At 39.6% G+C, this 24,322-nt stretch carries 21 protein-coding genes and 1 pseudogene; 9 read left to right on the top strand and 13 right to left on the bottom strand.

Going from position 1 to position 24,322, the window contains the following annotated elements; genetic code table 11:
• Positions 1 to 81: 81 nt before the first annotated feature.
• Positions 82 to 174: pseudogene (locus tag CWB66_RS09605) on the top strand (3'(2'),5'-bisphosphate nucleotidase CysQ); the annotation flags it as partial.
• 175 nt (positions 175 to 349) lie between these two features.
• Here the strand turns inward: CWB66_RS09605 and CWB66_RS09600 are convergent.
• Positions 350 to 3,100: an AAA family ATPase gene (locus CWB66_RS09600; protein WP_138585207.1), complete on the bottom strand. Its 2,751-nt coding sequence runs from the start codon at positions 3,098 to 3,100 to the stop codon at positions 350 to 352.
• A gap of 175 nt (positions 3,101 to 3,275) precedes the next feature.
• Here CWB66_RS09600 and CWB66_RS09595 point away from each other — a divergent pair, with 175 nt between their 5' ends.
• From CWB66_RS09595 to CWB66_RS09580, 5 genes are all read left to right on the top strand, one after another.
• Positions 3,276 to 3,716, top strand: coding sequence for a DUF6795 domain-containing protein (locus CWB66_RS09595; RefSeq protein ID WP_138585206.1), 441 nt, complete (start codon positions 3,276 to 3,278; stop codon positions 3,714 to 3,716).
• A 72-nt stretch (positions 3,717 to 3,788) separates the two neighbouring features.
• Positions 3,789 to 4,217: a DUF6795 domain-containing protein gene (locus CWB66_RS09590; RefSeq protein WP_138585205.1), complete on the top strand. Its 429-nt coding sequence runs from the start codon at positions 3,789 to 3,791 to the stop codon at positions 4,215 to 4,217.
• Positions 4,218 to 4,344: 127 nt separating this feature from the next.
• Positions 4,345 to 4,500: a hypothetical protein gene (locus CWB66_RS22220; RefSeq protein ID WP_171037485.1), complete on the top strand. Its 156-nt coding sequence runs from the start codon at positions 4,345 to 4,347 to the stop codon at positions 4,498 to 4,500.
• Positions 4,440 to 5,348 (top strand): lipase family protein, encoded by a 909-nt coding sequence (locus CWB66_RS09585; RefSeq protein WP_171037484.1) that lies wholly within the window; start codon positions 4,440 to 4,442, stop codon positions 5,346 to 5,348. The genes CWB66_RS22220 and CWB66_RS09585 overlap by 61 nt, the downstream gene beginning before the upstream one ends.
• A 231-nt stretch (positions 5,349 to 5,579) precedes the next feature.
• Positions 5,580 to 6,863 carry an aromatic amino acid transport family protein gene (locus tag CWB66_RS09580; RefSeq protein ID WP_138585203.1) on the top strand — a complete coding sequence of 428 codons (1,284 nt, stop codon included), beginning with the start codon at positions 5,580 to 5,582 and terminating at the stop codon, positions 6,861 to 6,863.
• 65 nt (positions 6,864 to 6,928) lie between these two features.
• Here the strand turns inward: CWB66_RS09580 and speD are convergent, their stop codons facing one another.
• The 8 genes from speD to CWB66_RS09540 form a co-directional block, all read right to left on the bottom strand.
• A complete protein-coding gene (gene speD, locus CWB66_RS09575; protein ID WP_077536731.1) occupies positions 6,929 to 7,741 on the bottom strand; it encodes an adenosylmethionine decarboxylase in 813 nt (270 codons plus the stop codon).
• Between the two features lie 88 nt (positions 7,742 to 7,829).
• Complete coding sequence (locus tag CWB66_RS09570) at positions 7,830 to 8,243, bottom strand: OsmC family protein (RefSeq protein WP_077536730.1); 414 nt, start codon at positions 8,241 to 8,243, stop codon at positions 7,830 to 7,832.
• Between the two features lie 91 nt (positions 8,244 to 8,334).
• A complete protein-coding gene (locus CWB66_RS09565) occupies positions 8,335 to 8,682 on the bottom strand; it encodes a DUF3802 family protein (protein WP_077536729.1) in 348 nt (115 codons plus the stop codon).
• A 140-nt stretch (positions 8,683 to 8,822) separates the two neighbouring features.
• Positions 8,823 to 10,292 carry a succinylglutamate-semialdehyde dehydrogenase gene (gene astD, locus CWB66_RS09560; RefSeq protein WP_138585202.1) on the bottom strand — a complete coding sequence of 490 codons (1,470 nt, stop codon included), beginning with the start codon at positions 10,290 to 10,292 and terminating at the stop codon, positions 8,823 to 8,825.
• Between the two features lie 16 nt (positions 10,293 to 10,308).
• Positions 10,309 to 11,328 (bottom strand): arginine N-succinyltransferase, encoded by a 1,020-nt coding sequence (astA, locus tag CWB66_RS09555; RefSeq protein WP_138585201.1) that lies wholly within the window; start codon positions 11,326 to 11,328, stop codon positions 10,309 to 10,311.
• Between the two features lie 83 nt (positions 11,329 to 11,411).
• Positions 11,412 to 12,617 carry an aspartate aminotransferase family protein gene (locus CWB66_RS09550; RefSeq protein ID WP_077536726.1) on the bottom strand — a complete coding sequence of 402 codons (1,206 nt, stop codon included), beginning with the start codon at positions 12,615 to 12,617 and terminating at the stop codon, positions 11,412 to 11,414.
• A gap of 379 nt (positions 12,618 to 12,996) precedes the next feature.
• Positions 12,997 to 14,157, bottom strand: coding sequence for an HDOD domain-containing protein (locus tag CWB66_RS09545; RefSeq protein ID WP_138585200.1), 1,161 nt, complete (start codon positions 14,155 to 14,157; stop codon positions 12,997 to 12,999).
• Positions 14,158 to 14,198: 41 nt separating this feature from the next.
• Positions 14,199 to 14,780, bottom strand: coding sequence for an anthranilate synthase component II (locus tag CWB66_RS09540; RefSeq protein ID WP_138585199.1), 582 nt, complete (start codon positions 14,778 to 14,780; stop codon positions 14,199 to 14,201).
• A 263-nt stretch (positions 14,781 to 15,043) separates the two neighbouring features.
• On the opposite strand from CWB66_RS09540, the gene glpK reads away from it, so the two are divergent.
• Entirely contained in the window at positions 15,044 to 16,537 is a 1,494-nt protein-coding gene (glpK, locus tag CWB66_RS09535) for a glycerol kinase GlpK (RefSeq protein WP_138585198.1), read from the top strand.
• Between the two features lie 86 nt (positions 16,538 to 16,623).
• Complete coding sequence (glpD, locus tag CWB66_RS09530) at positions 16,624 to 18,126, top strand: glycerol-3-phosphate dehydrogenase (protein ID WP_138585197.1); 1,503 nt, start codon at positions 16,624 to 16,626, stop codon at positions 18,124 to 18,126.
• Positions 18,127 to 18,139: 13 nt separating this feature from the next.
• Here the strand turns inward: glpD and CWB66_RS09525 are convergent, their stop codons facing one another.
• Positions 18,140 to 18,538 carry an acyl-CoA thioesterase gene (locus CWB66_RS09525; protein ID WP_138585196.1) on the bottom strand — a complete coding sequence of 133 codons (399 nt, stop codon included), beginning with the start codon at positions 18,536 to 18,538 and terminating at the stop codon, positions 18,140 to 18,142.
• A 24-nt stretch (positions 18,539 to 18,562) separates the two neighbouring features.
• On the opposite strand from CWB66_RS09525, the gene CWB66_RS09520 reads away from it, so the two are divergent.
• On the top strand, positions 18,563 to 19,267 hold the full coding sequence (locus CWB66_RS09520) for a 2OG-Fe(II) oxygenase (protein WP_138585195.1): 705 nt from the start codon (positions 18,563 to 18,565) through the stop codon (positions 19,265 to 19,267).
• A 20-nt stretch (positions 19,268 to 19,287) separates the two neighbouring features.
• Here the strand turns inward: CWB66_RS09520 and CWB66_RS09515 are convergent, their stop codons facing one another.
• From CWB66_RS09515 to acnB, 3 genes are all read right to left on the bottom strand, one after another.
• Positions 19,288 to 20,523 (bottom strand): cysteine desulfurase-like protein, encoded by a 1,236-nt coding sequence (locus CWB66_RS09515; RefSeq protein ID WP_077536718.1) that lies wholly within the window; start codon positions 20,521 to 20,523, stop codon positions 19,288 to 19,290.
• Positions 20,524 to 20,532: 9 nt separating this feature from the next.
• Entirely contained in the window at positions 20,533 to 21,165 is a 633-nt protein-coding gene (locus tag CWB66_RS09510) for a 2OG-Fe dioxygenase family protein (RefSeq protein WP_077536717.1), read from the bottom strand.
• 200 nt (positions 21,166 to 21,365) lie between these two features.
• The gene (gene acnB, locus CWB66_RS09505; RefSeq protein WP_077536716.1) at positions 21,366 to 23,963 is read right to left on the bottom strand and encodes a bifunctional aconitate hydratase 2/2-methylisocitrate dehydratase; all 2,598 of its coding nucleotides are present in this window, start codon (positions 23,961 to 23,963) and stop codon (positions 21,366 to 21,368) included.
• Between the last annotated feature and the right edge of the window lie 359 nt (positions 23,964 to 24,322).

Below are 24,322 nucleotides of genomic sequence, written 5' to 3'. Positions count from 1 at the left end.
AATAGTTAACCCTTTTTTATATAGTTACTGGAACCTGACTCATCAAACAAAATTTTGGATGAATGTCTGCGTAATTGTACAAAAGTGACCAAACTTGATGGCAGCCCGCTTATTTATAACACTAAAGATGAGTACTTAAACCCGTATTTTATTGTAAGTGCGATAGAAGAGTAAGGGCCTAGACCTGTTAGCGGTTAATTCAAAAGCAGCTCAGCGTTAAGTTATTTGTAGGTCGGGATTTATCCCGTTATTTTGTCGGGCTAAAGCCAGACCTACAAAAGAGCTGCGCCGTAACTACAACTCTGTATTTCGTGGGAATGGCTTTAGCTATGGAGATCATGCGCGTGCTTTATTTGAATATATCTTTTATTTCTTTATTCAACTTCTCAGCATTATCAAATTCAATACCTGCATCTACCGATATTGCTAACGATTTATTGGAATCAATGCCCAATAAGACATTTAGTTTCTGGTCTGCTACCCTAATATTAGATATGTCAAACTCAAAGCATTTATTAGCACAATCATAATCTCTCTCCCCTTCCTTTGTCGCAGAAATTAAAAACAGGCAGAAAAACATGTAGGCTTTTTCATTTTCAACCTTATTTAGTTCCCTAAAAAATATCATTATATTGGTTGGTTCTGAAGTGCTGGGTAATAAACCCAGTATTTCAACAACTAGTAGGTAGAATATATCCCGCTCTTCGTTTGAAGCTCTTTGGTCGTCATTCTTGATCCTGATAAAGAAGAAGCTAAAAACTTCATGTAAATTGCCTAACGTTAAACATTCTGCAATTAGCCAGGCTATACTAAGTTCAATATCACAATTTTCACTAAAATTTTTGAATTGTAACTTTCTTTTATGTTTCTGACTCTCAAAAAAACCTGCTAATCCCTTGGTTAGGTCATCACAGCAATCGGGTATAAAAAAGAACCGCTCTAGACCTAAACGATACTCACGCTCCAGTCCAAACCATTTACCTAAAAACTCTAGAATTTCAACCGACTCTCTTAGCTCAATTACCTTTGCAATTAAAATTTGATCACTTAATTCTGTAGCATAGAGTTTTTCCTTTCTTGATAAACCCTCTCGTTGAATTCGATCTAAATAATTTACAGCGTTATTTGTACAGCCAACGGATTGCAAGTAGTTGAATTTTGGATTAACTGTGGCATTTGCTTCGTCACTCTTACCCCAGTCAATACTCAGCATATGTCCTACATATTGCTTTAGCTGTTCATCTTGAACACCATCATTACTTTTGCAAATCTCTATTATTTTTAACTCAAGACTTTTGGGAGCAGACCATCTATGTAATAGTTGATTTTCTTTTGTTGCTAACTTTTGATATCTGGAATACTGAACGGGGTAAACTTCTCTAAAAGCGGCCACCATCATCAATGAAATAAAATTAACTTCCCCCATCAATTTTTCAGGTTGCCAAGCTTGCTCCACTCTACGTAAAACTTTCTTTAAAACTCGGAACGAGTTTAAATGGCTATCAATTATTTCAAGTTTTTTCAATTCAGATGATAAGCTATCACGCTGCCCTTTGCATTGTTCATCTAGCTTTACCAATCCCCGGTGACTAATTATTTTATAACTTTCAATTTTTCTATATTTATTAGGCTTTAACGCATTTTCCAGGCAGAGCTTAGTATATTGATTCAGATAATCAAAACAGTCCAAAGCAGCAATATCTTCTCTATAATCAGTCGCTTTTGAGATCACTTCGGCAGCAACGTCTTTTTCATTTCCCATAGCGACGATAAAGTTGATATGACTTAAAGCTTCATTTTTCAATCTATCTAAAAGCGCAGCGATATCGTTTAGCCGCTTTTCACTTTCTTCATCAGTACCACGGTCAACGTCTTGCAGGGTGATCAATAATTTATGATTAGTTTCCTCTAATACTCCATTGAGTTTTTTAAAGCTTTCTTCCATATCAACAGGGCCTGCGAGCAAGGTAGATACAAACTGAAATGCACTACCACCTGATTTTAGGGCTTCGGTATAGTGTTTAGGAAGCGCACGGAAAGCACACATATCAATATACTGGCTTATATCATCAATAATGTTACTGAGCACCACATGAGCAACACTGCCGCTGGCTGCTCCCCATGTTGATATATCACTGTGTATCCAATTAATCTTGTTTTGTTGTTTTACTGTTAGCTTTTCTTTATCGGATGACTCCAACTTTACCTGTTTAGGCTTTTTAAGCTCGCTTGCTATTGCTGCAACAATACTACTTTTTCCGCAACCGTATGGTCCACATAGCGCTATGTGCTGCGCCAAGTCTTCTTCATAATCATCACCTCCGTTACGCAGTCGCTCGGTGATACGCTTTGCATACACCTGTAGGTCGGACTCTAACTTTTCTTTACTTTTAATAGTTGAGTCATCTTTGAACCACTCTCTGAAATCATCTAGATCCTTAAAATCATCATCTGAATTAACTCCAATAGAGCTGCTTTCGTTGTACGTTTTTTTTACTTCGCTGTTAGCGAGCAATCTTAAAATAACCGCAAAACAGTACAATAGGATAAGTGTAATGATAATCGGCCATGGTGTATGGTAACAACCTGATGCAAGCAAGAGTGTTACTAAAATAATGAATAAGATGAACCATGACTTGCCACCCAACTTTTTGGCTTTCTCTTTGGTCTCTTGAAACAAAACAAATAATGCAGATGAAAATAGAGTGATATGTAAATACTTCAAACTAGAAAAAAGTAGATCATCGTCAAGAAAATACGTTCTATATTCCGTATTCACAAAAAGATAAACAAGTAAGCCTGCTACTGATAACCACACTGCAATTGTCACTGGCGGATATCGCCAGCTAAATCCAATACTGCGTTTGGGGTGCGATATATAAAACTTATCAAGCAACAACTTTATGCTAATACCCGCTAAAAACGCGCTGCTGTAATGCAAAACCGGATTGGCATTTAAAATAGCGCTCCAACTTGAATATGCCTTTTGTACAAAACCGACTTTGCTTAAAAATACAGTAATTGTTGCGGCGGTAATTGCACACAATAAAAGAGAAAGCCAGCGCGTGGCTGTAATGGGGAGAGTTTTAACTTGCGACAACTTAATATCCTTATCAATGCGTTACTTTGCTAGTGTATACCTTATATTTGTCAATTTGAACAATCAGTCCTATCCATGATAATTTTGTTCTTAGATTGAATAATACCGTATATTAACGTTTCATATTATTTATATGATAATTATAAATACATGGATTTTATACAAGGAACAATAAATGTTCGGATTAATACGCTATACAGTAGAGCTATGTCCGGAAGTTAAAGGTCAACTGACTAATAATGGAGCTCCAATAGCCAACCAACTCATTGAACGAAGCTTAACCTACGAAGATGAAGAGCTCGACAGTGTTTATACAGATGAAAACGGCTGTTTCTCACTTCCAGCCAAGTCTCTAAAATCCCTTAAACCAGGTAGTATTTTTCATGAGCCTGTAGTTAGAATAATTATCGACTTAGAAAAAGATGGCAAGATTTTTAATCTGTGGATTGGGTTTCAGCATGGACTAAAAACACCTAAAGAATTTAAAAGACTTCTTAAAAATCTAAATGCCGATTTAACAAATGATGAAACCAAACATCACCTAGTAAATCCAGAGGATTCATTAGACGAGCACTTTATTAAAAGTATTGCTCAGCTGGAAAAACAACTAAAATAATAACAATACATTGATGTTCTATTCTGTTTATAGATAATTATAGAAACATGGATTAATAACAAGGAACGACATATGCTCGGATTAATTCGCTATACAGTAGAACTATGCCCCGAAGTAAAAGGTCAGGTTTTTGATAATGGAATCCCATTAGCCAATCAACTCATTGAACGAAGCTTAACCTACAAAGAAGAAGAACTAGATAGTGTTTATACTGATGAAAACGGTTGCTTCTCATTTCCTGCCAAATCTCTAAAATCTCGCAAACCAGGCAGTATTTTTCATGAGCCCGTGGTGCGAGTAATTATTGATATAGAAAGGAATGACGAAGTGTACTTGCTCTGGTTTGGTAATCAGCGGGGGTTAAAAAATACATCAGAGTTCAAAAAGCATTTGATCAATTTAAATGCGGATTTAACTTCTAGCGAACAAGTGCATCATTTTATAAACACTGACTCCCCTTTTCAGGAAGAGCATAATATATCTAGTATTTGCCGTTGGTAATATAAACTTTACTTTTTAAAAGGAATTAACATGAGGACGTTATCTACTTGAAACATCAGCAACATTAAAAAGCTTGTTCTCTTTTGACCTATCAAACGGTCCTATAAAAGGAATTTCAGGCGGAGCAATGGCTCATGCTACAGGTCATCAAACAGGGTTTGTACTCGTCGGTAAAGGAACCTCTCCTACAGCGCGCATGAATCCATTTAAAATGATTTGGTATTGGCTATTCGAGGTACTGCCTCGTTATATGACGCATCAACTGACTGCAGAGCGAACATAAGTGTTTGTGATGGTGGCCATAGTGTTCATGCCGGCTTTAATACTTTATTTGAAACTTTAAAGTCAGAATTAGCCCCATTGTTGAGCTCGCTCAAGCCGCATGCTACTGTGCATTGTGTTGGTCACAGCCTTGGTGGTGCAGTCGCATCACTAGTGGCGGATTGGGCTAAACGACGCTTCGATGTGAACGTTAAGTTATATACTTTTGGAGCTCCAAAGGTAGGCTTAACTAATTTCGCCTTAAGTACGACTAATGCTCTTGAGCCAAAAAATATATTCCGCTGTGTAAATGGTGGCGATATAGTACCAATGGTCCCTTTTTGGCCATTCATGCAAGCTCCTTACAACGCTCCTGAATACAAGATGGATAACAATCAGATTATAGCTCCTTGGCATCATTTGATGAAATACTATACCCGAAACTCACAAAAGCAATCTTGGGATAGCATCAATAAAAGAGTGACATTTAACCCATTTAAACGCGTTACTTTAGATATTGCTCATGCCACTCAAGTACAACCTTCAATATATTGGATGAACCGCTTAAGTGAGGCCCTTATGACTGTATTACGTCAAGCAAAACTTGGCGCTTTAAACGCACTACAATCAGGCACGGCAAACGGCTTAGGTTTATACGACAAAATAGCTATGATTTTAGCTAATAACAATTTTCATACTGTAGATTTAACAGGCCCTATAAATGGATTACTTGCATGTATGCTGGCCTTTGCTGGGTATGCTAGAACTAAAATAAAGGAGTTATCTGCCGAGTTTATTAAGTGGGTATTCGAAAAAACACTTCAAATGGTTAATCGAATTGCTCAACAAGCCCTTTCGGCAGTAGATTAAAAGCTAATAGTTTCCAATAATAGTAATAAGCAAGAGCATAAAGCCTAAGCTTATTACTATTACAACCCTCCTACCGTTCACTTTTCAAACATCGTTTCATTTTCATTACACTTAGTAACTAATCTACTACAACTATTTCACGAGATAAAAGTGACTAAGCATGAAAAACTACGTTAAAAGTTATATTCTTGCGCGCAATTATTATTTTAAATAATGGATGAGTACACACATATGACCACATCTCAAGATGCAACGCTTTCAAATGCATCAACAAACACACATACAAGTTCAGCGAATACAAAAAAATCTAAATGGAATCTGCATGACACACAATGGACGCTAAGTCTATTTGGCACGGCCGTTGGTGCGGGTATTTTATTTTTACCTATTAATATTGGCATTGGCGGTTTTTGGCCATTAATTATTATGGCGTGCTTAGCATTCCCTATGACCTTTTGTGCCCACCGTGGCTTAGCACGTTTTGTGCTTTCGTCGAAAAATAAAGATGCCGATTTTACCGATGTAGTTGAAGAGCACTTTGGTGTGACTGCAGGTCGGTTAATTTCCTTGTTGTACTTTTTATCTATATTCCCAATTTTGCTTATTTACGGTGTGGGCTTAACCAATACTGTGGATAGCTTTATGGTTAATCAAATGGGAATGGAGTCACCTTCTCGCGTATTGCTTTCGGGCGTATTAGTGGCGGGTATGATTAGCTTAATGATGGGTGGCGAGCGTTTAATGCTGCGTGCTTTTGCTATTTTAGTTTACCCGCTTGTGGGTATATTGTTGTTTTTATCGCTTTATTTGATTCCAAGCTGGCAAGTGCCCGATATGAGCATGCCTGAAATGGGCAGCTTTGGTAAAACGTTGTGGTTGTCGATTCCTATAATTGTGTTTTCGTTTAGCCACGCAGCGGCTATCTCAAGCTTTGTAAATGTGCAACGCGGTCATTACGGCGAACAAGCTACACGTAAGTCTGAGGCGATTTTAAAGCGCACTAGCTTGCTACTTATTACCTTTGTCCTATTGTTTGTGTTTTCATGCGTGCTGTCGCTTACAGGCGAGCAAATGGCAGCAGCTAAGGCGGCTAACGTTTCGGTTTTATCGTACCTTGCTAATATTACTGATAACTCGTTTATTGCCACGCTTGGGCCGCTTGTTGCCTTTATTGCTATTACGTCGTCGTTTTTAGGTCACTTTTTAGGAGCACGCGAAAGCTTCACGGGTTTAGTGACTAAACAAACACGATTAAGCGCTGGCGTTGCCGATAAAATTGGTGTGTTAATTATGTTTTTAGCTATTTGGTTTTGCGCTGTTAAAAACCCAAGTATTTTAGACATGATGGATCAACTATCGGGCCCAATCATTGCGATGATTTTATTCATTATGCCAATGATTGCTGTTTATAAAGTGCCTGCACTTCATAAATACCGTAATCGTTTAAGTACGCTATTTATACTAGCGGTTGGTTCACTTGCTGTGTTTGCACTTTTATACAGTATGCTTAAATAAACACTTATTTAAGGCACAAAAAAATGGCGCTCACTGAGCGCCATTTTCAATTCAATTCGTTGCGATTATTCTGTTTCTGGCAGATTACGGCCATAGAATATTTCTTGCATTTCACGAGTCAGTTTAGAGCGAATTTCTTCTTCTTCGTCATCTGATAATTCATCAGTTGAAAGACCAAACAAATAGGTGTTTAAATCGGTTTCTTTTAACATCATTTTGGTGTGGAACAGATTTTCTTGATACACGTTCACGTCCATCATTTGGTACGCTTCTTTGGTATCTTCTGTCATGAAGTTTTGAATCGAGTTAATTGCATGGTCAATGTAGTGTTTGACACCGTTAATATCGCGGGTAAAACCACGTACACGGTAATCAATGGTTACTACGTCTGATTCAAGGCTATGAATTAAGAAGTTTAACGCTTTAAGTGGCGATATAATGCCACAAGTTGATACTTCAATATCAGCACGGAATGTACAAATACCATCATCAGGGTGAGCTTCTGGGTATGTGTGTACACAAATGTGGCTTTTATCTAAGTGCGCAACAACTGAATCAGGTAATGGCCCTGGTGCTTCGTCAGCATCGTAATTTTGCTGCTCTTCTACTGGCTCTTCTGAAACCAAAATAGTAACACTCGCACCTTGCGGTTCATAATCTTGGCGAGCTACATTTAAAATGTTAGCGCCAATGATATCAACAACCTCACCTAAAATGTCGGTTAGTCTATCTGCACTGTACTGCTCATCGATATATTCAATATATTCTTTACGTTGTTGCTCGGTCTTTGCGTAGCAAATGTCGTAAATACTAAAGCTTAAACTTTTGGTTAAATTGTTAAAGCCATGAAGTTTAAGTTTATCGAAGGGTTTGTTCATAATAAACCAACCTATAAATTAGTGAAATCTGCACCTGCAGAATGAAAAGTTCGCGGATTTTATACGAATTTTCCTCATGGAAAAAGCGTTATTTTCCTTGATCTTGTACAACTTCGTGGCTATGCGTAATTTCTACTGTTTTATCAAGCATTAATGCAACAGAACAATACTTTTCAGCAGAGAGCGAAACGGCGCGAGCTAGGTGCTTTTCAGACACATTATTGCCTTTAACAACAAAGTGTAGGTTGATTTTAGTAAATACGCGGGGGGCTGTTTCGGCACGCTCTGCGCTAAGCTGAACTTGCACGTCTGAGAAATCTTGTTTCGCTTTTTTTAAAATACTGACCACGTCAACTGATGAACAACAGCCGACTGACATTAAAACCATTTCCATTGGGCTTGGTGCTGCGCTATCGCTACCTGCATCAAAAACAATATTATGATTAGAATTAGAACGACCAATAAACGTGTCGCCTTCAACCCATTTTACATTTGCTTGCATGTGCTTATCTCAAAAAAATATTTTCTCGATTGTAAGCAACTTAGCCGCAGTTGCAAATGAAATTGCGTTACGCGGCTATATAAGCAATTGATTAGTACTGTTGCGAAACTGCGCTGTCGAATAAGTTTTTAACTAAACCAGCAAATTCATCTATAAAGGCGTGCTGTTCGACTGTAACAGGCTGTGAGGTGATACTACTGAGGACTTCTTCTAAATCGTAAACTATGCCGTCAACTTCGCGTACAATTAAGCTACGCTGCTCTGTATTAAGCTCTTTGTGTTGCTCGCAGATACGCATCACGTTTTCGGCAATCACATCTTCGATTAATTCCATTACCGTTGGAGCACCTGGTTTTATTTCGCCTGGCTTCTCAAACAACGCTAAGTTTTGAGTTAGATACATGATCAGATCATCGTACCCTTGCCTATCTAAAACCATTTTTTACACCACCATAAAATAATTAATTGCCATGATTTAAGCAGAAAGCAATTCAAATTACTAGCTTTGCAAGACCGCAATACTTATAAAAGCAGCCTAGGCTGCTTTTATAAGTAAAAAGTATTAAAATAAATTATTACTTAATCTATTTTTAAGCCTGGGCTTAATGTTGCTGGCATTGCTACTTTTTCAAGTTCAACTGAAGCAACAGGGTATGCACAGTAATCAGCAGCGTAATACGCGCTTGCTCTGTGATTACCTGATGCGCCAATACCACCAAATGGTGCCGCGCTTGATGCGCCAGTAATTGGGCGGTTCCAGTTAACAATACCTGCGCGAATACGACGTAAGAAATGATCGTAATCGGCTTCATTATCACTTAATAAACCAGCTGACAAACCAAACGTTGTATCGTTTGCTTTATCAATTGCTTGGTCAAAGTCGTCAAAGCGGAATACTTTTAATAACGGACCAAAGTGTTCTTCATCTGGGAAATCACTAATATTTGTACACTCAATAATACCTGGTGTTACAAAGCCTGTGTTAGCTGTGTGCTTAAGCTCTACAAGTACTTGACCGCCAAGCTCAACTAGCTCGTTTTGCGCCTTAACCATGCCAGCAGCTGCCGTAGATGAGATCATAGAGCCCATAAATGGCTGGTCTGCATCGTCATAGTTACCTACTTTAATGGCTTTAGTGGCTGTAATTAAACGCTCTAAAATTACGTCGCCTTTGCTACCTGTTGGTAAAAACAATTTACGTGCACAGGTACAACGTTGACCACTTGAGATAAACGCAGATTGAATAATATCGTGAACAACCGCTTTAGTATCTTCAACATCGGTAATAATAAGTGGATTATTACCACCCATTTCTAGCGCTAAAATTTTACCAGGTTGGCCTGCAAACTGTTCATGTAAAATATGACCCGTACGCGAAGAACCTGTAAAGAATAAGCCATCAATACCTTTGTGAGCAGCAAGGGCTTTGCCCGTTTCTACTTCACCTTGAACAAGGTTGATTACACCTGCTGGTAAACCTGCTTTTTCCCAAAGTTTAAGCGTAAGCTCGGCTACTTTAGGTGTTAATTCAGATGGTTTAAATACAACCGTGTTACCCGCTAAAAGCGCAGGCACAATGTGACCATTAGGTAAGTGACCCGGAAAGTTATACGGGCCGAATACTGCTACAACGCCATGTGGCTTATGGCGGATCATTGCACGCCCTAATGGCATTGCATTTTCTACGTCGCCTGTGCGCTCTAAAAATGCTTTTTCAGAAATGGCAATTTTACCAACCATAGCACCCGCTTCTGTGCGAGTTTCCCACAGTGGCTTACCTGTTTCTTGTGCGATAGTAACAGCGAGCTCTTCGCTGTTTTCTTTTAATTGTGCTGCAAATGCTTTAACTATTTCTAAACGTTCGCTAAAGCTTTTATCAGCCCATGCATAAAATGCTTCGCGCGCAGCATTAACGGCGGTATCTACTTGCGCCGCAGTTGCTGAAGATGCCTGCCAAATAACGTCGTTATTCGCAGGGTTTACTGAATTAAATTCTGTGCCTTGGCCTTGTGACCATTGACCATTAATAAATTGTGCAGGATGAGCCATTATACTTTCTCCTAAATTAAATCGTGGTTGCGCTAATTATATCGCCCGCTTGTAGATGCAATGCATCAGCTATTGTTTGCGATAAAACAATACTTTTCACTCGACTATCAAACGACATAGGCGTAACTGTGGCTCTAAAGCCTTCGAGTTTTTCGTTCGCTAATAGCACCATTGTATCGCCTGTTGCCATTTCACCAATTTCAACAGTAAAACTGTTGGCATTGCGAATGGTGGCAATATTATCAACTTTTGCTTCAACCGTTGGGCCAGCATCAAAAATGTCTACGTAACCATTAAATGTAAAGCCTTCACTTTTTAATAGCTCAATTGCTGGACGCGTGTTGTCGTGAACTTGCCCGATAACAGCTTGCGCATCTTTACTTAGCAAGTTTACGTAAATTGGGTATTTAGGCATGAGCTCAGCGATGAAAACCTTTTGACCAATACCGGTAAGGTAATCGGCTGTAGGAAAGTCCATTGAGAAAAAGTGCTCTTCTAGCCACTGCCAAAAAGGACTGCTGCCATCTTCGTCAGACACACCGCGCATTTCTGCGATAACGGTTTGCGCAAAACGTGCTTGGTGCTGTTTTATAAACATAAAACGCGCTTTAGACAGTAATTTACCGTTACAGTTTTTACGATACGCTTCTTTTAAAAATAACGTACATAATTCTGTAGCCCCTGTGTAGTCGTTACACAGAGTCAAAATATCAACCGCTTTATATACATCTAATGTACGTGACGAGTGAATTACTTTGCTTAAATGGTAATGATAAAACGCATCATCAAGCCCTACCGCAGCTTCAATTGCAGATGTGCCTACAACCTCACCGGTTTCGCTATCTTCAAGAACAAACAGGTAGCCTTCATCACCTGGTTGTGATGTTTGTTTAGCAAATGACTCTACTGAATGGTCTATTTTCTTTTGTAATAGCGCTTCGTTTAATGGCAAAGAGGTAAAACCATGCCCTGATTCGTGGGCAATTTTCAGTAATGCTGAATAATCATTTTGCTGGATTGGGCGAAGGATCATCATGAGTCCGCTTGCTCCCTTATAAATAACGGTAAATAGGAATTGCAGGGCAAGCAATGCTTGCCCTTAATTTGTTGGTTAAGGTATTACCCTTTTACAACGTTGGCTACTGCTTTTTCAAAGCGTGCCATACCTTCACGAATATCCGCTTCAGGAATGACTAACGATGGAGTAAAACGTACTACGTCTGCACCCGCTACTAATGACATAAGACCTTGCTCAGTCCCTGCCACTAAAAACTCTTTTGCACGACCTTTGTATTGCTCGTTTACTACCGCACCAATTAATAAACCTTGGCCGCGAATTTCGCTAAATACATTGTATTTTTCGTTAACCGCAGTCAGTAGTTCGTTAAATAAAGCCGCTTTTGCTTTAACGCCAGCAAGTACCTCTGGTGTATTTACTGTATCAAATGCAGCTTCTGCTACAGCACACGCAAGCGGGTTGCCGCCATAAGTAGAACCATGAGTACCTACTTTAAGGTGCTGTGCAATTTCAGTTGTTGTGATCATAGCGCCAATCGGGAAACCGCCGCCAAGTGCTTTAGCGGTAGTTAAAATATCAGGTACTACGTTTAAGCCTTGGTATGCGTATAAATCGCCAGTACGACCAACACCCGTTTGAACTTCATCAAAAATAAGCAGTGCGTTATGTTTAGTACATAAATCGCGAACGCCTTGAGCAAATTCATCAGTTGGCGAAATAATACCGCCTTCACCTTGTAGTGGTTCCATCATTACGGCACATGTTTTATCACTAATAAGCGCTTCAAAAGCAGCTAGGTCGTTGTAATCACAATGTACAATGTCACCAGGTTTTGGACCAAAGCCATCTGAATATGCCGCTTGGCCGCCAACCGTTACGGTAAAGAAAGTACGACCGTGAAAACCTTTGTTGAATGCAATGATTTGTGATTTTTCTGCGCTGAATTTATCAAGCGCAAAACGACGTGCTAGTTTAAGCGCGGCTTCATTGGCTTCTGCGCCAGAGTTAGCAAAGTAAACTTTTTCAGCAAATGTCGCATCAACCATTTTTTTAGCTAGGCGTAGTGCCGGCTCGTTGGTCATTACATTTGATAAATGCCAGATTTTTTCGCCTTGCTCTTTTAATGCGCCTACTAATGCAGGATGGCAATGGCCAAGACAGTTAACTGCAATACCACCAGCAAAGTCGATAAACTCTCGACCTTGTTGATCCCATACGCGAGAGCCTTCGCCTCGAACAGGGATTACGCTTGAAGGTGCGTAGTTAGGAACCATTACGTGATCAAATAATTCGCGATTGACTGTCATTTTATTTCCTCTTAATTGTGAGCAACACAAAACATCAAAATAGGTGTTTGGTTACTATTTGTAACCAACTTTATAGGCAAGATCAGTAGCCTGATAATTGCGCAAAATTGTTTTGTGGTTCAATTTTCAGACGCACATTATTTCAGAATTACTGATATCTGTCTCGTTAAAAACTTTCATGTATCCCTTGAAAATAAAGGGCTAAAGATATTATTTCATAGATAGTGAATAACTATTTGCATAGCCAATTGCGATCAATTTTAAGTAACTAACCGCATGAGCACTGAAGAGTACACGCTTTAAGCATCTAATTTACGATATAACAATCAAATGAGAATGAATGGTTAGTCGCTAAAAAATTAACAAAAATTTCAATTTTTTAGTCAATTTGAATAGCTAAATTAGTAAAATTACTTGTTTGGAGGGTTTTTAACTCCGTTTTAGTGAACTTAAAGTGCGAAAACCACGCCACTATTTCGTCTGGTTCAATAAGCTGATGCTCTTTTAAGCTTAAATACTGAGAATAACAGCGAGCTTTTAGCATAACCTCAGTTAAAGGCAGCATTGAGTCACCTTTTTCTACGCCACTTACCAACTGCTGCATTACACCTTTGAAGGGTAAATACCTCAGCGCCATTTTTTCAATTACTTTAGCGCTCACCTCTAAAGATTTATTATTAAGTAAAGTGGTTAAAAACAGAGGGTCGGGCTTAAGTTCCAATAACGCAGTGTGTAGATCTTTTTCGTTTTCTTTACGCGCGAGCTGTACTTTACGCTGCCATACTTGCTCAAACGTTTTTAAATATAAACGCGTTAATGCAACACGCCCAATATCTAAAAGCATACCTAGAGTAAATGCGTGCACTTCATTTACATCATTCATTTGCGCTATTTTTTGCGCAGCTAGGGCATTGGCCATTACGCTTTCATTGAGCCTACGCTTTAATAATGAAAAGGGTTCTGTGCTGTGCGGCATCCAATGGCGTACTGCAAATGTAGGAATGATAAATCGTAAATTTTCAAGGCCAATATAACGAAGCGCTAAAGCAGGGTTATCCACTTTTACTGAGGTATTTTTACTACGCTGCTTACGATAATAAGGCAAGTTAACCAAAGTTACTAGCTCTCGTCCGAGCCAACTTAGATCATTAATTAATGGCTCTAACCGCCCAATCGACGCAGACTTAACAGCAAGAATATCAAGAATAGTAGCAATACCATCCTCTATCCCTAATGTATTTTCGATGACGGCGTCTATGTCGTTGAGCTGTTTAAAAATAGCCGTTTCGATCGCGTTATGAAGCACTTCACTCGCTTGTGCACGATACTTATGATGAGCTGTACTACCTTGCTGGCGCTTATGTTGAGCAGCCACTTCTACTTGCAGTAAAGTGCGCTGTTTCATTGGTTCGCCATAATCAATATCTAACGTATGGATAAAGCCAATTTGTTGATGTGCAAAACTATGGCCAAGCAACAAGTCATGCGCTCGTTGGTTAAGTATTTTTGCAGTACGCTGTTGCGATACGAGTTCAGTCATAACATCCATTAATTAAAAAACATACATTTAATAGTACTAGATTAAAACCGAGTTAAAAAGTTATCAAGCAATTGTAAGCCTTGCTCAGTTAAAATGGCTTCAGGGTGAAACTGCACCCCTTCAATGGCTAATTCTTTGTGTAATAATCCCATAATTTCATCGAACTCGCCCTGCTGCGTTTGCGTCCATGCGGTTACCTCAAGCTCTCTGGGTAGCGACTGTGCTTTAACTACTAAAGAATGATAACGGCACACTGTTAATGGGTTAACTAAATCTTTAAACACACCTTTATTGGTATGAATTATAGGTGATGTTTTACCGTGCATTATTTTTTTTGCACGGACTACGTCGCCACCCAAAGCTTGTGCGATAGTTTGATGCCCCAAGCAAATACCTAAAATAGGATATTGGCCTTTTAACTGCTCAACCACACTTAACGAGACACCCGCTTCGTCAGGCGTGCATGGCCCCGGCGATAAAACGATATGCTGCGGGTTTAACTGTTTTATTTGTGCAATGCTTAGCTCATCATTACGTTTAACTAACACGTCTTGATCTAATCGCTGAAAATATTGTACTAAGTTATAGGTAAACGAATCGTAGTTATCGATCATTAAAAGCATGTAATAAAGCACTCAAAGTAATTATTTATCGCGGATTATTTCCGCACCACGCATTCTAACTCAAGCGGTTAAAAGTGTCAGCGGTTTGTAGAGGCGATTTAATCGCGTCACGAGGCTTATTATTAATCAACATAATGACCACGACTGCGTACTCTATCGTTCTTCCTTTATAATAAATCAAGCGAATATGTTCCTAAAAAAATATTGCCATTACCTTACGTTAAAGAGATGCTAGTAATATCTAAGATAAATAACGTTAAATTATGTCCAAATATATACTCTCGATTGATCAGGGAACAACAAGCTCTCGTGCTATTTTATTCACAAAAGACGCTGACGCTTTTGATTTAGCTCAACAGGAATTCCCGCAGCATTACCCTCAAAATGGCTGGGTTGAACATGATCCGAATGACATTTTGCAAACCGTGCTCAGTACTAGTCGAGAAGTGATGGCTAAAAATAACGTTAAGCCTGAAGAAATTATTGCCATTGGAATTACTAACCAGCGCGAAACGACGCTGGTATGGAACAAAAAAACAGGAAAGCCAATTTATAACGCCATTGTTTGGCAAGACAGACGCACCAGCGACTATTGTAAAAAGCTTAGTAGCGATGAGCTTTGCCAAACCATTAGCGAAAAAACAGGCCTATTACTCGACCCTTATTTTTCAGCGACTAAAATTCGTTGGATTTTAGATAATGTTGAAGGTGCAAAAGAACAAGCTGATGCTGGCGAACTTGCTTTTGGTACTGTTGATACGTACTTACTTTGGCACCTAACTGGTGGTAAAGCGCACCGCACAGATGCAACAAATGCGTCACGCACCATGTTATTTAATATTCATACTCAGCAGTGGGATCAGGCGTTACTCGACTTATTTGATATTCCTACATCTATGTTGCCTGAAGTAATGGACTCAGCGGCCGAATTTGGTTCAACAAGTGCTGATATTTTTGGCGCACCAATTCGTGTGTGTGGTATTGCTGGCGATCAACAAGCCGCACTTATTGGCCACGCCTGTTTTGAACAAGGTATGGCTAAAAGTACATACGGTACCGGCTGTTTTTTAATGCTAAATACGGGCGAAAAAGCACTCACATCTAAAAATCGTTTACTTACAACCGTTGCCTATCGCTTAAAAGGAAAACCAACCTATGCCATTGAAGGCAGTATTTTTATGGCGGGTGCCACCATGCAATGGATTGTTGAAGGTTTAAAATTACTCAGCCATGCAGGTGAGAGTGAATCTTTAGTTAAAGATGTCCCACTGGATCATGGTGTATTTTTAGTTCCCTCATTTACAGGTTTAGGCGCACCTTATTGGGATGCTAATGCACGTGGCGCAATATTGGGACTCACACGCGACTCTGGTATTAGTACCATTGTTGCAGCGGCGTTGCAGTCAGTTGGTTATCAAACTAAAGACTTACAAAAAGCGATGGAGCGTGATGGCCTGCGCCCAAGTGTACTTAGGGTGGATGGCGGTATGGTTAAAAACAACTGGGTAATGACGTTTTTATCCAATATTTTAGGTGCCACAGTTGAGCGCCCAGTAGTCACTGAAACAACCTCTTTAGGCGTAGCCTATTTGGCAGGCTTACACACTGGAGTCTTTGCATCAACTCAGCAGCTGTCAAAAATGTGGGTATGCGAGCGTCGCTTTGAGCCAACAATGAGCGCCGATGAACGTAACGATCTATACGCAAAATGGCAGCACTGCGTAGCGCAGGTATGCTTATCGAGCGAAGATAGCTAACCGTTAAACGGCGCAAAACAGTTATCAAGCCGATGACTTGAAATTACAAGCCACGACTAACTAACCCTAACCAAACAAGGTGATCGATGAAATTAATAAATAACGACTATGACTTACTCGTCATCGGTGGCGGAGTTAATGGTACAGGTATAGCTGCAGATGCTGCAGGTAGAGGACTCAAAGTACTGCTATGTGAGCAAGCGGATCTCGCTTGTGCAACATCCTCAAATAGCTCTAAGTTGATCCACGGTGGTTTACGCTACCTTGAACATTACGAATTTAGATTAGTAAAAGAGGCATTAACAGAGCGTGAGGTATTATTAAAAAATGCGCCTCATATTATGTGGCCGCTAACTTTTAGATTACCCCATCAACCTCATTTACGCCCTGCTTGGATGATCCGCATTGGCTTGTTTATCTACGACAATTTAGCAAAGCGCGTTACCTTACCTGCATCCAAAAGTATAAAATTTGATGAGCATAGTGTATTAGAGTCTTCTATAACTAAAGGCTTTGAATACGCTGATGGTTGGGTTGATGACTCCCGATTAGTGGTTTTAAATGCCCTTGCAGCAAAAAATAAAGGCGCCATTATTGCCACGCAAACCAAATGTGTAAAAGCACAGCGCAAACAAGATAAGTGGCAAGTAACACTTGAGCAGCAGGATTCTAAATCGCAATATAGTATTTCAGCCAAAGGCATTGTTAATGCAACAGGTCCTTGGGTTGCCAAGCTGTTTGATGATGCATTAACAGAAAAATCGCCACAAAATATCCGCCTTGTTAAAGGCAGTCACATTATTGTGCCTCGCATTCACAGCCAACCACATGCTTATATTTTGCAAAATAAAGACCAGCGCATTGTATTTGTTAGCCCTTTCGAGGATGACTATTCTTTAATTGGTACTACCGATGTTGAATACAAAGGCGCTGCGCGAAATGTGAAAATAAGTAATGAGGAAATCGATTACTTAATCAACGTAACGAACAGTTATTTTAAAAAACAGATTAAATACGACGATATAGTGCATACCTTTTCGGGTGTACGACCGTTACTCGACGATGAATCGGTTGATGCCCAATCGGTCACTCGTGATTATAAATTAACGCTTTCTAGCGAAAATAAACAAACACCGTTACTAAGTGTCTTTGGCGGAAAAATAACAACCTATCGTAAACTCTCTGAAAATGCGGTTGATAAACTCCAAGAGTTTTACCCACAAATGGGCCCCGCATGGACTAAAGACAGCGCATTACCTGGTGGTGACTTTAGCTGCGTAGAGCGGTTAAAATCTGAGTTTAAAAGTAACTATAATTGGTTGCCCGCAGAAATATTGAATCGCTTTATACGCACTTATGGTACACGCACTAAAAACATTTTAGGCTATGCAAAACAGTTAACTGATTTAGGCCAAAACTTTGGCCACGGTTTATTTGCCGCTGAAGTTGATTTTTTATTGCAAGAAGAATGGGCACAAAACGCACACGATCTATTGTGGCGTCGCACCAAGCTTGGCCTGCGCTTTGACGACACACAAACCGCAGCGCTTAGTGATTACATCGAGCAACGCTTAGCAGTAGGAGGTTAATTAAATATTAGGGCTAACTTTGCGTCGTGAGATGCTCATTTAGCAAGCGTTTTTCTTGTGTTGAAAGCGCTTGTTTAGCCTTGGCAGTAAAATCATATCTCACCATAATTGCTTTACCTATTGCGCAGCATTTATCGTGTTGCCATGCCTCTTGGCGTAACACAAAAGAACTAGTGCCTATATGCTCTACAGAGGTTTTGACTGTTACCTCATAGCCATAAAACAACTCACCAACAAACGACACTTCTATTTTGGCAATAATTAATTTCCAGTCGTGTGGGTTAAGATCAGGAGTAAAAAATTTAAAAATAGGGGCACGTGCAACTTCAAACCATACAGGGAGTACTGTATTGTTAATGTGTCCGAGCGCATCTGTTTCACTAAAGCGCGGCATCACTTTTTCAATAAACATAATAATCCTTATAAAAGGTAACTCATGACGGACTTTATTCGCGTATTCGATAATGCGCTAAGCAATGATTTTTGCGATAACTTTATTACTACATTCACGCAAAGCCCGCATGTAAAACAAGGGGTCACATCAGGCGGAGTCGATTTAAAGAAAAAAGACAGCCACGATTTACATTTAAATAATCACCCCGAATATGCCCAGCAATTAAAACATATTCAGCAAACCACTGCACAGTATGTTTTTAAATACATTGAAGAACATATTTTTATGATGATCGGAGCATTTGGCTTAAAGGTTTATCACCCAAAAACAGCTGAAGTTGTCGATTTAACTCAAGAAAATTTTGAAGAAGTGGGTAAACCGCAATTACCTTTGCTTGTTCAGCAAATTTTTAGACTCGGTAATATTCAAGCGCAAAAATATGAGGTAAATAAAGGTGGCTATCCTTATTGGCACAGTGAAGTTTATCCGCAGCTACAGCATAACGAAGCTTTGCATCGCGTATTGTTATTCATGTTTTATTTAAACGATGTGCAAGAAGGTGGTGAAACAGAGTTTTACTATCAAAATCGTAAAATAGCACCTAAAAAAGGCACAATGGTAATAGCGCCTGGCTACTTTACACATACTCACCGAGGCAATAAGCCTGTATCTAACGATAAGTATATTTTAACATCGTGGGTACTGTTTAATCGTGCAGAGCAAATATATGGTGCGCCTGAAAGTTAGCGCACCACAATCAGTATGATTTAACCTAGTAGTTCATCAAATAAATCAAATAACTGATCCAACTCTTCGATGGTGTTGTAATGCATGCAACCTATGCGCACTACACCGCCGTTGTCGAGAACGCCTAGTTGTTCACACAAGCCTTGTGCATAAAAATTACCATCCCACACACAGATGTGATGCTTGCCTAAAAATTCAGACACTGCACGCGGTTCAAGCCCTTCGAAAATTAAAGCAAAGGTCGGTGTACGTTCGGTTAAGCGATCAAAGTCATCAATACCGAATAATTTTATACGCGGATAATTAACTAAGCGCGTTAAAAAGTGCTCACTAAGCGCCATTTCGTGCTGTTTAGTTTTAGCAAAAGCCACGCTTAACTTTTCGCGTCGTGAATAGCTATCGTCAAGCTCGCTAATTGCCGCAATGTAATCAACAGCGGCTATAAAACCTGCCATTGCTTCAAAACTTTGTGTGCCGGTTTCCCAGCGACCTGGCGCTACGTCTTTAGCTGGCTCAACTTTGTAGGGAGTAAACCCCTCTAAGTGTTCTTTTTTACCGTAAACCATGCCTAAATGCGGACCAAAAAACTTATACGCAGAACAGGCTAAAAAGTCACAATCAAGCGCTTGTACATCAACAAGTTCGTGCGGTGCGTAATGTACGGCATCAACATAAACAAGTGCGCCTACAGCGTGAGCAAGCTTTACAATACGTTTAATATTGTTAATTGAACCTGTGGTATTTGAGGCATACGTTACCGCTACAAGCTTAGTGTTGCTGTTTAATAAACTTTCAAACTGCGCCATATCTAAGCTGCAATCAGCTTCGTTAATTAAAGCCGTATTAACTTTAACGCCTTTATCTTCTGCAGCTTGTTGCCACGACGATACATTCGAGAAGTGATCGGCATTGGTTACAATTATTTCATCGCCAGCCTGCCAGTCGCGTGAAATTGCACGGCTAAAGCTAAACGTTAGGCTGGTCATGTTTGGGCCAAACACAATTTGTTGTGAGCTAGGTGCATTAAGTAAGTCAGCGGCGGCTTGACGCGCATTCGCCATCAACTCAACCGTTTTATCACTTGAAAAAAACGCTCCACCTAAGTTCGAATTATAATGACCTAAATAAGCTGTCATCGCATTAAGCACCGATGTTGGTACCTGCGAGCCACCTGGTCCGTCTAAAAATATTGGCGATTTACCATCAACGTTTTGCATTAATGCAGGAAACTGCTCACGTAATTGCGTTATGTTCATGCTTATTCCTTAAGACGTTAATACAAAACAATCCAGGTAACCTGGTTTGCTCGCATCAATTTTGTTCATAGGTGTTGCGTTATGCCATACTTGGCGATCATTTATTAATGCAAACATACCGTCTTTTATTTCCATTTTAAAACAAGGCTCAGCTTGCTTGTTTTCGTATACAAGTAGTTCGCCACCTTCTAAATTTTCGTGAGAAACACCACATACGCACACATGATCAAACCCATCCTGATGAACGCCTTCTGGCGCTGCGGGTGTATCACTATCAATGGCAAGCATACGGAACTGATGAATTTCTATATCACGCTGCTCATCAATACCGGTAATTTGGCAAAACTCATTTACAATATTTTTCATACCTTCTGATTCAAGCAAGCTTTGCTCTAGATTTTCATAGGTGCGCTCTACATTACCTTGAAAGGTATTAATTGAATCATCTTGCACAAATGCTTTGGTTTTTTGTAACTGTAATTCACCATTTTGCATTTTAACTACTGAATAACGACGTTTTCGAAAAGCACCATCTGCATATGGATTAGCAGGTAGGTTATCAAAAGAAGGCTTAACCAAATCAATGTTTATTTGGTTAATAAAACGAAGTTGCAGTAAATTCTGGTTGTTTAATGCTGTCATAAAATCTCGCCTAAAATAATGAGAATATTGGCGAGGATTTTAATGCATTTTGAGAGGATTTTTTGCTTTATTACTTACTTTAAAAGCAACTTAAGACCAGAGTTAATACAATAATGTAAAAAAAACAACATGAACTATCTAATATTTATTTTAGCCAATAAAAAACCCGCCGAAGCGGGTTTTTAAACAAACTTTAAAAATTATACAGCTTGTTGAATAATCACTTTATCTGCTTTTTTAGTGTAAGCAGGCATACGGTGGAAGTTCAAGTAACGGTATGTATCTGACGCCGTTGCATTGATCTTCGCTGCGTATTCTTGGTACTCAGCAGATGTTGGTAATCTACCTAAAATAGCTGCTACTGCAGCAAGTTCAGATGATGCTAAGAATACGTTTGCGCCATTACCTAAACGATTAGGGAAGTTACGTGTAGAAGTAGACACAACCGTTGCTTTATCTGCAACACGTGCTTGGTTACCCATACATAGTGAACAACCTGGAGTTTCGATACGTGCGCCAACACGACCAAAAATACCGTAGTAACCTTCTTCTGTAAGTTGGTCTTTATCCATCTTAGTAGGTGGAGCAACCCAAAGCTGAGTCGGTAATTGACCTTTAAAGCCATCAAGCAACTTACCAGCAGCACGGAAATGACCGATGTTTGTCATACAAGAACCGATAAATACTTCGTCGATTTTCTCGCCAGCAACGTCAGAAAGAAGACGCGCATCATCAGGGTCATTTGGTGCACAAAGAACAGGTTCTTTAATTTCGGCTAAATCGATATCAACTATATGAGCGTACTCAGCGTCTTTATCAGCTTCCATAAGCTCTGGATTAGCTAACCAATCTTGCATTGCAGTAATACGACGTTCAATCGTACGTACATCACCGTAACCTTCAGAGATCATCCACTTAAGCATAACAATGTTTGATTCTAGGTATTCAGAGATAGACTCTTTAGATAATTTAACTGTACAACCAGCTGCAGAACGCTCTGCAGATGCATCTGATAGTTCAAACGCTTGCTCAACAGTTAGGTGCTCAACGCCTTCAATTTCTAGTACGCGACCAGAGAATTCGTTAATTTTACCTTTTTTCTCAACTGTTAATAAACCTTGTTTGATACCGTAGTAAGGGATTGCATGTACTAGGTCACGTAAAGTGATACCTGGTTGCATTTCGCCTTTAAAACGAACCAAAATTGATTCAGGCATATCAAGTGGCATAACACCGGTTGCTGCTGCGAATGCTACTGCACCCGAACCCGCTGGGAATGAAATACCTAATGGGAAACGAGTATGTGAATCACCACCAGTACCTACGGTATCTGGTAATAACATACGGTTTAACCATGAGTGAATAATACCATCGCCTGGGCGAAGTGAAACACCGCCACGGTTCATGATGAAATCAGGAAGTGTATGGTGAGTGTTTACATCGATAGGCTTAGGATAAGCTGATGTATGACAGAATGACTGCATTGTTAAATCTGCAGAGAAACCTAAACATGCTAAGTCTTTAAGTTCATCACGTGTCATAGGACCTGTTGTATCTTGCGAACCAACAGTTGTCATTTTAGGCTCACAGTACTGACCTGGGCGAATACCTGCAACGTTACATGCTTTACCAACCATTTTTTGCGCTAGTGTAAAGCCTTTATCTGAAACTTCTGTTGCTGTTGGTACTTTAAATATATCAGTTGCACCTAAGCCAAGAGATGTACGCGCTTTATCAGTTAAACCACGACCGATAATTAGTGGAATACGACCACCAGCACGAACTTCATCTAAGATCACATCAGACTTAAGTTCAAAAGTAGAAATTACTTTATCAGTACCATGTTGCTTAACAACACCTTCATATGGGTAGATGTCGATTTGTTCGCCCATGTTGAGTTCATCAACATTTAATTCGATTGGTAATGCGCCTGAATCTTCCATTGTGTTGAAGAAGATTGGAGCAATTTTATTACCTAAACATACACCGCCAACACGCTTGTTTGGTACGAACGGGATATCATCGCCCATAAACCAAAGTACAGAGTTAGTTGCAGATTTACGAGAAGAACCCGTACCAACAACGTCACCTACGTATGCAAGTGGTAAACCTTTGGTTTTTAATTCTTCAAGCTGAGTAATTGGACCTACTTCGCCCGCTTTATCAGGTGTGATACCGTCACGTTCAATTTTTAGCATTGCTAAAGCATGCAGTGGGATATCTGGACGAGACCATGCATCTGGTGCAGGAGACAAGTCATCAGTATTTGTTTCGCCAGTTACTTTAAATACAGTTACTGAGATCTTTTCAGCAACAGCTGGTTTATTAGTAAACCATTCTGCACTTGCCCAAGACTCAATAATTTGCTTAGCAAATGTGTTACCTGCTTTTGCTTTTTCTTCTACATCGTAGAACGCATCAAACATAAGTAATGTGTTTGAAAGGCCTTTTACTACGATCGGCGCAAGCGTTTCATCATCAAGTAGGTCAATCATAGGTGCGATATTGTAACCACCTAACATTGTACCTAACAGTTCTGCTGCTTTTTCTTTAGAAATAAGTGGAGAATTTGCTTCACCTTTAGCAACTGCCGCTAAAAATCCTGCTTTAATATAAGCAGCATCATCCACGCCTGCAGGAATGCGGTGAACTAATAAATCTAAAATGAACTCTTCTTCACCAGCCGGTGGAGTTTTAATTAATTCAATAAGATCAGCTGTTTGCTGAGCATCTAATGGCGCTGGTACGATACCTAACGCTGCACGTTCTTCTACGTGTTTACGATATTCTTGTAGCACAATATTGCCCTCTTGGTGACGTGAAAGTATCCGGTAGCGCTTCATGCGCAACATATTACCCAATACTTATAGTATTCTATCGCGTGATTATAAAGCTTTTATAGATAGATGAAAATCCATCCAGTTACGCAACTGATTATACCGACTATAAATATTATGAATAGTGGTTAGGCTAAAATCTATTTTCATGAATGTTTGTTAAGTAAGAATCATTGCTATTTAACCTAAACCCTAGTTAAGAGATTTACTAACATACTGAATTATAGTTATATTTAAATTTATTTTCTCTAGCCAGAGATTTTCAGTGAAAACAAGGCGAATTTACGCGTCAATAGCGGGTCTATTGCAAGCAAATTCAA

Source organism: Pseudoalteromonas sp. S558 (genome assembly GCF_005886635.1).
Lineage (GTDB): Bacteria > Pseudomonadota > Gammaproteobacteria > Enterobacterales > Alteromonadaceae > Pseudoalteromonas > Pseudoalteromonas aliena.
Note: the sequence above shows the minus strand (reverse complement) of the source record. Positions and strands in the feature narration are given on the sequence as shown.